The organism is Frateuria sp., from assembly GCF_035695185.1.
Taxonomy (GTDB): Bacteria; Pseudomonadota; Gammaproteobacteria; order Xanthomonadales; family Rhodanobacteraceae; genus Frateuria_A.
This window is the reverse complement of sequence record NZ_DASSES010000024.1, coordinates 1-12,433: the sequence shown is the minus strand read 5'-3', so window position 1 is coordinate 12,433 and position 12,433 is coordinate 1. Positions and strand designations below refer to the sequence as shown.

The window sequence follows — 12,433 nt, the reverse complement described above, 5'->3', positions numbered from 1 at the left end:
GGAGGCAGGTTGTGCGGCTTCTTGCACTCGTGCAGGCGCCGCGCCAGACGCTGAGCGATCACCAGGGTCACCGACGAGGTGATGTTGTACGGCGCGATGCCCATGTTCATCAGGCGTGCGATGGTCTGCGGCGCGTCGTTGGTATGCAGGGTCGAGAGCACCATGTGGCCGGTCTGCGCCGCCTTGATCGCGATTTCGGCGGTTTCCAGGTCGCGGATTTCGCCGACCATGATCACGTCCGGGTCCTGGCGCAGGAACGAGCGCAGCGCGGCGGCGAAGGTCATGCCGCGCTTGGTGTTCTGCTGGACCTGGTTGATGCCTTCGACGCGGATTTCGACCGGGTCCTCGACGGTGGAGATGTTGCGCTCGGGCGTGTTGAGGATGTTCAGCGCCGTGTACAGCGAAACCGTCTTGCCCGAGCCGGTCGGGCCGGTGACCAGCACCATGCCGTAGGGCTTGTGGATGGCGTCCAGGTAGAGCTTCTTCTGGTCTTCCTCGTAGCCGAGCTTGTCGATGCCCAGCTTGGCCGAGGAGCTGTCCAGAATACGCAGCACGATCTTCTCGCCGAACAGCGTGGGCAGGGTGCTCACGCGGAAGTCCATCGAGCGGCTCTTGGAGAGGTTGAGCTTGATGCGGCCGTCCTGCGGCACGCGGCGCTCGGCGAGGTCCAGGCCGGCCATCACCTTCAGGCGCGAGGAGATGCGGCTGGCCATCTTCATCGGCGGGTTGGCCACCGGACGCAGCATGCCGTCCATGCGCAGGCGCACGCGGAAGTTGGTTTCGAACGGTTCGAAATGGATGTCCGAGGCGCCACGGCGGATCGCGTCGACCAGGATCTTGTTGACGAACTTGACCACCGGCGCGTCGTCGCCGCCGGTGGCATCGATGCCGGTGCTGTCCGCCGCATCCTCGTCGGCGGTCTCCAGCGACAGGTCGTCGAACTCGTCGCTGCCCATGTCGGGCATCGTCGCGTTCACCGCCGCCAGGGCGCCGTCGATGGCGCGGGCGAGCTGGCCGCGCTCGACCAGGATCGGCTCCACCATGCAATTGGAATGGAACTTGATCTCGTCGAGCGCGTGCGACTGCATCGGATCGGCGATGCCCACGAACAGGCGCTTGCCGCGCTTGAACAACGGCAACGCCTGGTGCTTGGTCATCAGCGCTTCGCTGATCAGATTCACCGGCATGGACGACGCAGCAATGCTGCTGACGTCGATCATCGGCATGCCGAATTCCGCGGAAGCGACCTGGGTGAGCCTGGCACTTTCGACCAGTCCGTGATCGAGCAGCCAGGCTGCGAGCGATGCCTTCTGCTGGGCCGAATCGGCGACCGCCTTGCGAACATCGGCCTCCGGCAGCACGCCCTCGGACACCAGGCGACGCGCCATGCCGGTGAGGCCCGCGAGCGACGGTTGCAATTGGGATGACATGGTAGATTCCGGCCTTAAGCCCCCTTATTGACAAGGAATTTACCCCAGAAATGCCGCGCGGTCATCTGCCGGCCAGAGTGCCGGTCCGCCCTTTCCGGAAGTCGCCAAGGTCGTCACGAAAGTGGCCTCCCGCGCTGACATGGGCAGCCGCCTTGCCCTGCCATACCTGTCCCTCCGTCGAACTGCGGCAACCGGCACATCTCCCGCCGCGGAGCGGCCCATCGCCCGCCTTCCCGGCATGCCCCGCGCTATGATCGCCCGATATCCGGGGGAACCTTCTTGAAACGCCTGAGCATCATCCTGCCCGCAAAGAACGAAGCGTCGGCGTTGGCCCGACTGCTGCCCGCGCTGCGCACGGCCCAGCCCGATGCGGAGATCCTGGTGGTCGATGACGGCTCGACGGACGACACCCGCGCGATCTGCGCCGCCAACGCGGTCGATTGCCTGTCCTCCCCCTATTCCATGGGCAACGGGGCGGCAATCAAGCGCGGTGCGCGTGCGGCGAAGGGCGAGTGGCTGGTGTTCATGGACGGGGACGGCCAGCACGATCCGGCCGACATCGACCGCCTGCTCGCCCGGTTGCAGGAGGGCTACGACATGGCCATCGGCGCGCGCGACTGGGGCAGCCAGGCCGGCGTTGGCCGGGGCCTGGCCAACACCTTTTACAACTGGTTGGCCACGCGCATGACCGGCCACCCGGTGCTGGACCTCACTTCCGGCTTCCGCGCCGTACGCGCGGACAAGTTCCGCGAGTTCCTGTACCTGCTGCCGAATGGTTTTTCCTACCCCACCACCAGCACCATGGCCTTCTTCCGCAGCGCCTATCCGGTCGCCTACGTGCCGATCAAGGCGGCCCAGCGGGTGGGGCGGAGCCACATCCGGCCGCTGCGCGACGGGCTCAGGTTCCTGCTGATCATCTTCAAGATCGCCACGCTGTATTCGCCGCTCAAACTGTTCGCTCCGGCGAGCGTGGTGTTCTTTCTCTCGGGATGTCTGAACTACTTCTGGACCTTCACCACGCATGGAAGGCTGACCAACGGCAGCACCATGCTGTGGAGCGCGGCGGTGATCGTTTTCCTGATCGGATTGATCTCCGAGCAGATCACCGCGCTGATGTATCGTCGCAATGACTGATCTGGAACGGCGCCATTGCATCTTCGTCATCGGCACCCGGGCCCAACTGATAAAGGTGGCGCCGGTGGTGGTCGAGTGCGAGCGGATCGGGCTGCCGGTGACCCTGGTGATGACCGGGCAGCACCAGGAGACCATGCAGGACCTTATCGAGGAGTTCGGTATCCGCTCCCCACAAGTCCCGGCCGTTCCCGCGGCGGAACGCGCCACGGTTCGCTCGCTGCTGCGCTGGCTGCCGGCCGCCTATGCTGGCGTCACACGGTGCATCCGCGCGCTGCGGACCGACAAGCCGGATGTGCTGGTGCACGGGGACACGCTATCCACGCTCATCGGCGCGGTAGCCGGGTGGCGGCACGGCGCCCGCGTGGTCCATGTCGAGAGTGGCTTGAGCTCGGGCAGGTTGCTGGATCCATTCCCCGAAGAAATCCTGCGCCGCCTCGTTTTTCGCTTTACCGACATGGCCATGTGTCCCAGCGCCACGGCGATGGAGTATATGCGGAAGCGGCATCGGGCCGTTGTCATCGGTACCGGCGGCAACACGATTGCGGACGCCGTCGCGATCTCCGGCGCCGCGGCGATCGAGCCGGATGCAGCCAGGCCCTACTTCGTCGTTTCCCTGCATCGGTTCCAGAACATTTACGACACGCGGCGCTTGCGCGATTTGGCGGAGCTGATCGAGCGTGTCGCCGAGCTGGCGCCGGTGCACTTCATTCTCCACCCTGCGACGCGCAAGCGACTCGCGGCCGAACGGCTGGATGAGCGATTGAAGGCCGCTCCCGGCGTGACGCTGTCGCCGCGCCTCGGCTACAGCGCATTCCTGCGACTGGCCGCCGGGGCTGCCTGTGTCCTGACCGATGGCGGCTCGAACCAGGAGGAACTGGCGGTGCTCGGCGTGCCGACCATCGTCATGCGCGAGCGCACCGAGCGCCCGGACGGACTGGGTGGCAACGCGCTGATGGAAGCGGAGGTTCCCGCGGGCATCGTCGCTTTCCTTGGCGCGGGTGGCCATGCACGCCTGCGCAGGGCACCGGTGCCGGGGGGCGGCGACAGCCCATCCGAGCGAATCGTGGCTGCGCTCAGGCAGTGATGTACGGGCGACGGACGGGTGCGACGTGGCGCTGCCGGCGCCAACGGCGCGCCTGCGGGAACATGTCGGAGAACCTGGCGCCGGGACGACGACACCTGCGGCCATGAAAATCGATCGAAAGCGCCCATCCCACTGGTTGTACCTGGTGCTTACCGGCATCCACGGCCTGCTTGCGCTCGCGTTGCGGGCGCTGCTCCCCGCGCGGAACGGCCGGCCGCCCTGGATCGTCCTCTATGGGCACAAGCTCAACGGCAATCTGCTTGCACTCTATCGCTACATGGACAGTTGCCCGGGCGCATGGCGTCCTGTTTTCCTGACCATGGATCCGGCCTATTACCGCCGGCTCCGGGCCGAGGGCATCGACTGCGTGCTGGCGCCCCATCCGGCTGCGGCGTGGCTCCTGGCCAGGGCGGCAGCCGTAATCACCGACCATGGGCTGCATAGCCTCCGGCTGCTGCTCGGGCGTGGCAAGCTGCCTTTTTTCGACGTATGGCACGGCGTGCCGTTCAAAGGGTTCGATGCCGGGGATTTTCGTGTGCAACAACGCTACGACGAGGTCTGGGTTTCATCGCCGGCATTGAGGGACCTCTACGTCGAACGCTTCGGCTTCGATGCGGCCCGGGTCGTGGCCACCGGCTATGCCAGGACCGATACGCTGTTGAACGCCGGCGAAGCAGTGCGTCGACGGATACGCCAGACGCTCGGCCTGCAGGCATTCGAGCGTTGCGTGCTCTTTGCGCCGACCTGGAGCCAGGATGATGCCAGGCGTGACATTTACCCCTTCGGCATCGACGAGGCGACCTTCCTCGATGCCCTCGCGGCCGTGTGCGAGCGCCACCGGGCGGCCTTGCTCGTGCGCAAGCACCTGAACACCGCCGGGGCGCAGGACTATTCGAACGACCGTGTGCGGTTCGTCTCATCCGCCGACCATCCGGACACCGAATCCATCCTGGCGATAAGCGATGTCCTGATTGTCGACTGGTCATCCGTCGCGTTCGACTTTCTGCTTCTGGACCGGCCCGCGATCTTTCTCGACGTGCCCCCGCCGTTCGCCAAGGGCTTCTCCCTGGGGCCCGAGTTCCGCTTTGGCGATGTGGCCACCGACATGCCGGCTGTGCTCGAGCTTCTCGATTCCCGTCTACGGGCACCGTCCGTCTATCTGGGCGAGCATGGCGCGGCCCATCGGCATGCCAGGGATGTCGTCTACGGGGGCATGGCGGATGGACATGCGGCCGAGCGTTGCGTCGCCCGCCTCAGACACCATCTCGTCGAGCGCCACTCCCTTCGATAGCGGTCGTGCCGGGTACGAAAGACCGGTTCCGCGGGGCGCGCGGTCTCACTGCCCGGAAAGCATCGCCAGCGGTGGGTCGCGGGAGAGATCGATCAACTGGATGCGCGGGTCGTTCGCGAAAGGCAGGACCGCGGACGAGTTGAAGTGCGCCACCTGGATAGGCCCACGGCTCGCGTAGAAACTGATCAGGGCCTCGGCCGGGTACTTCTTGAGACATTCGTCCACGGCGTGGCTTCCGGGCTGCCTGGGGTGCGGCAGATAGAGGTCGGCCCACGCAATGGCCTTGGCGATGCGGGCGTCATCCACGTCGATGCCCCAGATCTTCAGCGCTTCCTGGTAGACCGTGCCGATCAATATGCGGCTGACCTGCCTTGGAAGACGAGTGACGTCCTCCGCTGAAAGCATGCTCTTCCAGTCGATCCGGACCGGCACGATCCGCTGCGCGTCGACAATGTTCTCCATGTCCGGATAGATGCTGTAGTGCCTCTCGATACGAGAGCGCGTAAAGCGGGCCACCCCGCCTGGAAACAGCCGCCGAGCGACGTGTCCCCGGATCGAGGACAGATCAACCACGTCATCGGTGTAGAACGCGCTCCTCGGCTGCACGTTGGCGGTACCGTCGTCGAAGGTACGGATCCGCTTTCCGGGCACGAGCCTCAGGGCAAGCCCGAAGTGATACCAGTTCACGTTGGCCAGGAAAACGTCCGATCCATCGATCCGGCTACGGATCAGCAAGCCGAGGAAATAAAGGAAGACGCGAACGAAGCCATGGTGCGGACGCCTGATGACCGTCACGCGGCCCGCCAGCCGGAGCAGTTTGCCCAGGTGGGGCGTCGGGTCGGGCTCGCTGGCATGGGAGGCCTGGATCAGGTGGAAGGGTGGGCGGACCACCTGGTCTTCGACCAGCCGTTCGACGATCGATGCCTGCAGTTTTGTACGAACGATGACGTGTTGCATGGGCGTCCCTGGAGGCGCGACTGCACGGCGAGGTGCCACGGCCTATCCTGCTTGCAGGCGCCCGATGAGCACTGCGGCCAGATCGAAATCGTACTGCGTGTCGACATCCACCGAACGCTCCCTTGGCATCACATAGCCCAATGCCTCCTGCGGCACCAATTGGCCGCAAGACTCGAAATGATCGCGATCCACGATGTAGATCGCGCCATTGAGCCGGTAAGGGAGCGGCACCTGGGGCAGCGCGAGGCTGTGCAGTTCCTGCCTGTCGTCCAGGCGGAAGCACCAGGCCAGCGGATGATCCAGTTCGCATACCGAAACCACAGGCTTCGCCCGCGGGCCGGCCCTCATCGCAAAGGCCTCGTCGATATGGGCCGAGGTGCGGAGAGGCGACGTTGGCTGCAGCAGGCAGATACTGGTCGTCTCGATCCCCCGGACATCCGCCTCGGCCAGTGCGTGCCGGACGACATCCGCACTGGAGGTATCCGGTCCGGCGAGCGAGGCAGGCCGGTTCACCAGGTGGGGTACACCGAGCTTGCCGGCAATCCCCAGGACCTCTTCGTCGTCGGAGGTAACCAGGACCTCGTCGACACAGGCGCTCCCGAGCGCGGCCTCGATCGTCCATTGCACCATGGGCTTGTTCCCGAGCAGGCGCGTGTTCTTGCCGGGCAACCTTACGCTGCCCTTGCGCGCGGGGATGATGGCGAGCGAGCACATCGCGTCAGGTGTCTTCCTGCGGTGCCAGAGAGCCCCGGGCACGGGCCAGGTCGTCGGGCCGGCCGACATCCATCCAGCTCTCATGGACCGGGAACATGTTGATCTGCCGCCCGCCTTCCATGCACTTCTGCAGCCATGAAGGCATGTCGAAGGCCTCGCCCGGTGCCAGGCCATGGATGAGCTCCGGCGACAGCACATAGATGCCCGTGTTGACGAACCATTTCTGGACCGGCTTTTCGGTCATGGAGGTGATGCGGTTGCCCGAGGCGTGGATCACGCCAAAGGGCACCTGATGCGCATATTCGGATACGCCCACGGTCGCATCGCCGCCGCACTCGTCGTGGAAGCGGAGCAGGTTGCCATGGTCGAGCGTCGTGAGCACGTCCCCGTTCATCATCAGAAGCGGCAGCGTGATTTCCTCGCGCGGGAGCAGGCTCAGCGCTCCCCCCGTTCCCAGGGGGCTGTCTTCGTGGACGTAGCTTATGTCGACGCCCCAGCGGCTGCCGTCGCCGAAGTATTCCCGGATCATCTCCGGCCGATAGTGGGTGGAGATGAAGAACCGATGGAACCCGTTCTTTGCGATCCCGTCGATGATGAGTTCGAGCATCGGCTTGTCGCCGACGCGAAGAAGCGGCTTCGGGACGTCGCTGGTCAAGGGCCACAGCCGTGTGCCGAGCCCGCCCGCCATCAGGAAAACCGGGTTGTCGCGCCGTTGCCGGCGCAGCAGGCCATGCATGGTTTCCAGCCCTACCACGCGCCCCTCGCTGTCCACGATGGGCAGCTGCAGGAGCTGGCGCTCCTCCATGACCGACAGCATGTGCTGGCGTGTCCATGTCGTCGGAGCGGTGGTGGGCGTGGCGCACATCAACGTGTGCGCCGGAGCATCCAGCGACAAATGCCGCAGCAGCCCCCGGCGGATATCCCCATCGGTGATGGTGCCGACCAGGCGGCCGTCCTCGTCGTTGACAAGAGCAATGCGAAGCGCGCTGCGGTCGAGCACGGCGATCACGTGCTCCATCGGAGCGTCGGGCCTGACGATGGCCGTGGTCCAGTCTTTCATGCAAAGCCTTTCTTGTCGTGCGGAGAGCGGAGGAGGGGACTTGCGCCCCTGGCCGTTGCTCCCTCGGGCAGGTCCCGGACCACAGTCGTGCCGGCGCCTATGACCGCACCCGCGCCGAGGGCTATCCCCTGGACGATCGTCGCGCCACTGCCAATGAATACGCCTGGCCCGACGTTCACCGAGCCACACAGTGTTGCTCCCGGTGCGATGTGGACGTGGGCACCTATCACGCAATCATGATCCACGGAGCTTCCGGTGTTGAGAAGGGTGTTGTCCCCCACCGCCACGTCCGGCTGGATGACGCAGCCGGCCATCACCTGGACCCCCGCCGCCAGGCGCGCGGTTGGATCCACCGTAGCCCGCGGGTGACATATCGTGGCGAACGAGAACCCTCGCGAGCCAAGCCGCTGGAACAGCTCCTGCCTCCGCGTCGTGCCAGGCATCATGCCGATGCCGTTGACGAGCTGGACGCGGGCCGGATCGATCGCGTCGAGTGCCTCATCCCCTCCCAGGACCGGCACGCCACGCCAATCCGTCCCCGCAGCAAGCTCGCTTGCACAGACGCCGATGACCGTCCGTCCGGCCGCATGGGCGAGTGAAAGGGCGACCTTGGCATGGCCGCCTGCCCCGAGCAGTATCAGCGGCCGGTCGTCTCTCATGGATCGATGACCTCGCCCGGCAGAAAATCGCGGGCGGCCGTCTTGCCGACAAGGTCCCACAAGGCATGCGCCGGCAGTCCACGCCCGCAGCGGGCCGTTCCCAGATCGGCACGGTCCAGCCTCTTTCCCTTCCTGATCTCCCTGGCGGCGATCACCTGCTGGCGGGCCACCGATCGCATGTCCCATTCGCCGCCACGCGGGACCTTGCGGCCATCGCCGAGCGCCAGCTCCAGCTGGCGAATGTCTGCGATCATTTGCGCCAGCTCGTGCGGTTCGAGCGAGGCGCGATGATCGGGGCCCGGCATCGAACGGTCCAGGGTGAAGTGCTTCTCGATGATGCGTGCGCCGCAAGCCACCGCGGCGGTCGCTGCCAGCTGACCGGCGGTGTGGTCGGAGTAACCCACCGGAAGCCCGAAAGCGGCGGACATGGTGGCCATGGCGCGGAGGTTCACGTCAGTGATCCGCGTTGGATACTGCGAGGTGCAATGGAGCAGGCATACACGCCCGGCCACGGCCTCCCTGCCTTCCTGCGTGCCCCAGCAGGCCAGGGCCTCGTCGAGGGAATCCGGTTCCCTGTCCGCCACCGAAGCGTGCGCAATCACTGCAAGCGCTCGCTCGATGTCCGCCAGCGTCGCCATGCCCGTCGAAACGATGAGCGGCTTTCCCGTACGACCGAATTGCCAGAGCAGGGGGGCATTCGTCAGTTCGCCCGAGGGAACCTTGTAGCGCGGCAACTCGAGCGACTGGAGGAAAGCGAGGCTCCCGGCATCGAACGCGGTGGACAGGAACTCGATGCCGTGACTGCGCGCGCGATCCTGTAGCGAGCGGTGCCAAGCATGCGGCAGCTCGAGTTGGCGGAGCATCTTCAGTTGTGAGTCCGGCGGCCTCGGACCGGCCTTCTGGTACTCGGCCATGGGAGCCTCGCGCGAGACGAGGCGGTCGGCCTGGAAAGTCTGGAATTTCACCGCGTCCGCGCCGGCTTCCGCCGCCACCTCGACCAGGCGCATAGCCGCATCCAGGTCGCCGTTATGGTTGACGCCGGCTTCCGCGATCACGAAAACCTTCTCTTCAGCGCTGCTCATGCGCCCGTCTCCAGGTCATGGAAGGGCTTTTCGCAGGACAGCCCCGCGCCTTCCAGAATATCGATGATCCGCGCCGACGTCTGACCGTCGCCATAGGGGTTGTGAAGTTGCTTCAGGCCGTTGGCGAAGTCGTCCGAAAGGGCGCGCCGCAAAGCCGCAGAGATCGCTGTGGCGTCAGGCGGGCAGTGGATCACCGAGGCCGCAGCCATGCGGCCCTTTTGCCGGATACCCACGTCGACCGCCGGGATGCCGAGAGCAGGCGCTTCGATGATCGCGCTCGATGAATTGCCCACCACCGCCGCGGCGCCGGCCAGGACGGAAGGATAGAACTCGCGACCAAGCGACGGCACGGCCAGCACGCGCCCGACCTGGTTCGAAGCGTATTCCTGGATGCGCTCGAGGATCGCCCGCCCGCCGTTGTCCGCGTTCGGATAGGTAAAGATCAGGCGGTAACCGGGCACGCCGTCCAGCGCCGAGAGGAGCGCATCGGTGCTGGAGACCGGATCCTCGTCGCCGGCCGTCACCGGGTGATAGGTCACCAGTAGGTAGGGACGACCGAAGTCGAAGCCGAACGTCCTGGAGAGCAGCTCGACCGGGTGCCGCTCCGCCCGCCGGATGCTCTCCACGCCCAGGGCGCCGACATCGAACACGGTTTCGGGGCGCTCCCCCAACTGGATCACGCGCCGCCGGTAATCGGACGCCGCCACGAAATGGAGGCTGGCCATTTTCGTGATGGCGTGCCTGATTGCGTCGTCATATGCGCCTTGCGTGACTTCGCCGCCATGGATGTGCGCGATCGGGATGCGCATCACCAGCGCCACCTGGGCGGCCGCCAGTGTCTCGAAACGATCTCCGAGCAGGATCAACACATCCGGACGCAGGCGATCCAGGGCGTCGGCCAGTCCGATCAGCCCCAGGCCCATCGACTTGGCGACGCCCACCGGGGAATCCGAGGACAGCAGCATCTCGACCCTGGCATCAGCCACGAAGCCGTCGGCCTCGATCTGGCGCGCGGTCATGCCGAACTCCGGAGAGAGGTGCATGGCCGCCACGATCAGCTGGAGCGTGATCCTGGGATTTTCCCGCAGGCCGGTCAGTAGCGGGTGCAGCAGGCTGTACTCCGCGCGCGAACCGGTAAAAACGGCGATCTTTCTCATCGGGTCACCCGGGAGGCACGCTGCTTGGCAGGTTGACGACGCGCTGTTCCAGCCATAGCGACCGATCCAGGGCGCCACGGAGCGCATCGGCGTACATCGGCAAGTGCGGCATCAGGCGCCAGATGGGGCGCGTCATCACCTTCGCCTCGTTGGTGCCCCGTAGCAGGGCGTCGCGATGCCCGAGGTCCTTGCACACCACGGCGTTGAGCCAGTAGTTGGATCGGCAGCCGGCGGGCTCGGAGACGAACTGGTAATCGCTGTTCTCGAAAAATGACGCATAGCGGCCGGCCAGCGCACGCTTGGCCGAGATGAACCGGTCGATGTTCTCCATCTGGGCACAACCGAGGGCCGCGTTGATGTTGGGCAGCCGGTAGTTGTAGCCGACCTCGTCATGCACGTACTCGAAGGCGTGCGGGGCCTTGGCCGTCGTCGTCAGATGCCTTGCCCGGTCGCCCAGGCCGGCGCTCGCGAGGAGCATGCCGCCGCCGCCGGTCGTGACGATCTTGTTGCCGTTGAAACTGAGCGTGCCGAGCAGCCCGAAGGTGCCGGTATGCCGGCCCTTGTAGAGACTCCCCAGGGACTCGGCAGCGTCTTCTATGAGCGCCAGTCCCCACGCCGCACACACCTGCGAGAGTCCGTCGATATCCGCCGGATGACCGAACGTATGCATGGGCAGGCATGCACGGATCGCGCGTCCGGTTGCGCGATGGCGGCAGACGCCGTCATCGCCGACGGCCGCTTCGGCTTCAAGCCATGCCCGCAGGGCATCCGGACACATGCCCAGGGTGTCGAGGGCGACGTCGATGAACACGGGATCTGCGCCGCAGTACCGGATCGCGTTGCACGTGGCCACGAAGGTCAGCGGTTGCGTCATCACCAGGTCACCCTGTTGCACGCCTGCCATTCGCAGCGCCACGTGGAGCGCCGCCGTCCCGTTCACGGTCGCAACGGCTCGCTCGGAACCGGTGTACTGCGCCACGAGGGCCTCGAAACGGTCGACGTATGGGCCCACACTGGAAACGAAGGTGGAGTCCAGGGCGTCGTTTACCAGCGCACGCTCGCGGTTGCCGAGCGACGGGGCATGCAGCGGCACAGGTCCCTGTGTACGGTAGATATCCCGAACCAAACTGATGATTTCGCGGAGCATGCGCTGTCTCAGACGTTGTACAGGCCGGGTTTGTATTTGGCCAGATTACCCGGTTGCGTGAACCATTCGATCGTCGCGGCCAGCCCTTCGCGGAGGGAGTGGCGGGGGGCGAAGCCGGTCGCCCGTGCGATCTTGGCGTTGTCGCCCCACAGCCGGAAAACTTCCGATTTTCCCGGGCGCAGCCGTTGCGGATCGACCACGAACCGGACATCGCTGTCCATGAGCTCGCGGATCAGATCGAACAGGGCGCCGATCGATATCTCGTGGTTGGAACTGATGTTGAAAGTCTGTCCGGCCGTGCCACTGGCGTGGGCCAGTTCAAGGAAGCCCTGGCAGGTGTCCTTGACGTAGTTGAAGTCACGGGTCGGCGACAGATCGCCGACCTCGATGACCTTCCTGCCGCTGGCGATCTGCGAAACGATGGTAGGAATCACCGCGCGGGCCGACTGCCTCGGGCCGTAGGTATTGAAGGGACGTGCGATGGTCACCGGCAGGTCGAAAGCGCTGAAGAAGCTCCCGGCGATGGCGTCCGCACCGATCTTGGATGCGCTGTATGGCGATTGCGGCTGAAGCGGGTGGTCCTCGTTGATCGGTACGGAGCAGGCCGTTCCGTACACCTCGCTGGTGGACGTATGAATGACCCGCTGCACGCCTTGCTGCAGGGCCGCCTGGCAGATATTGAGCGTGCCGGTGACGTTGGTCGCTACGTAGCTGTCCG

The 12,433-nt window shown here is 65.6% G+C and carries 12 protein-coding genes; 3 read left to right on the top strand and 9 right to left on the bottom strand.

What is annotated here, in order from left to right:
• The coding region (pilB, locus tag VFH59_RS01735) for a type IV-A pilus assembly ATPase PilB (RefSeq protein ID WP_325163166.1) at positions 1-1,430 on the bottom strand (1,430 nt) is incomplete at its 3' end.
• Between the two features lie 279 nt (positions 1,431-1,709).
• Between pilB and VFH59_RS01730 the strand changes: the two genes are divergently transcribed.
• The 3 genes from VFH59_RS01730 (at position 1,710) to VFH59_RS01720 (ending at position 4,939) form a co-directional block, all read left to right on the top strand.
• Entirely contained in the window at positions 1,710-2,564 is an 855-nt protein-coding gene (locus tag VFH59_RS01730; RefSeq protein ID WP_325163165.1) for a glycosyltransferase family 2 protein, read from the top strand.
• Positions 2,557-3,648: a UDP-N-acetylglucosamine 2-epimerase gene (locus tag VFH59_RS01725; protein ID WP_325163164.1), complete on the top strand. Its 1,092-nt coding sequence runs from the start codon at positions 2,557-2,559 to the stop codon at positions 3,646-3,648. Before VFH59_RS01730 ends, VFH59_RS01725 begins: the two co-directional genes overlap by 8 nt.
• Before the next feature lie 103 nt (positions 3,649-3,751).
• Positions 3,752-4,939: a CDP-glycerol glycerophosphotransferase family protein gene (locus VFH59_RS01720; RefSeq protein WP_325163163.1), complete on the top strand. Its 1,188-nt coding sequence runs from the start codon at positions 3,752-3,754 to the stop codon at positions 4,937-4,939.
• A gap of 45 nt (positions 4,940-4,984) precedes the next feature.
• On the opposite strand, the gene VFH59_RS01715 is transcribed toward VFH59_RS01720, so the two are convergent.
• The 8 genes from VFH59_RS01715 to VFH59_RS01680 form a co-directional block, all read right to left on the bottom strand.
• The gene (locus VFH59_RS01715; protein WP_325163162.1) at positions 4,985-5,896 is read right to left on the bottom strand and encodes a glycosyltransferase family 52; all 912 of its coding nucleotides are present in this window, start codon (positions 5,894-5,896) and stop codon (positions 4,985-4,987) included.
• Between the two features lie 42 nt (positions 5,897-5,938).
• Entirely contained in the window at positions 5,939-6,610 is a 672-nt protein-coding gene (locus tag VFH59_RS01710; protein ID WP_325163161.1) for an acylneuraminate cytidylyltransferase family protein, read from the bottom strand.
• A gap of 4 nt (positions 6,611-6,614) precedes the next feature.
• The gene (locus VFH59_RS01705) at positions 6,615-7,670 is read right to left on the bottom strand and encodes a nucleotidyltransferase family protein (RefSeq protein WP_325163160.1); all 1,056 of its coding nucleotides are present in this window, start codon (positions 7,668-7,670) and stop codon (positions 6,615-6,617) included.
• Complete coding sequence (locus tag VFH59_RS01700; protein ID WP_325163159.1) at positions 7,667-8,329, bottom strand: acetyltransferase; 663 nt, start codon at positions 8,327-8,329, stop codon at positions 7,667-7,669. Before VFH59_RS01700 ends, VFH59_RS01705 begins: the two co-directional genes overlap by 4 nt.
• Entirely contained in the window at positions 8,326-9,411 is a 1,086-nt protein-coding gene (gene neuB, locus VFH59_RS01695; protein ID WP_325163158.1) for an N-acetylneuraminate synthase, read from the bottom strand. Before neuB ends, VFH59_RS01700 begins: the two co-directional genes overlap by 4 nt.
• Positions 9,408-10,568: a UDP-N-acetylglucosamine 2-epimerase gene (neuC, locus tag VFH59_RS01690; protein ID WP_325163157.1), complete on the bottom strand. Its 1,161-nt coding sequence runs from the start codon at positions 10,566-10,568 to the stop codon at positions 9,408-9,410. The genes neuB and neuC overlap by 4 nt, the downstream gene beginning before the upstream one ends.
• 4 nt (positions 10,569-10,572) lie before the next feature.
• On the bottom strand, positions 10,573-11,715 hold the full coding sequence (locus VFH59_RS01685) for a LegC family aminotransferase (RefSeq protein WP_325163156.1): 1,143 nt from the start codon (positions 11,713-11,715) through the stop codon (positions 10,573-10,575).
• A gap of 8 nt (positions 11,716-11,723) precedes the next feature.
• Positions 11,724-12,433: GDP-mannose 4,6-dehydratase (locus VFH59_RS01680; protein ID WP_325163155.1), on the bottom strand; the 710-nt coding region annotated here is incomplete at its 5' end.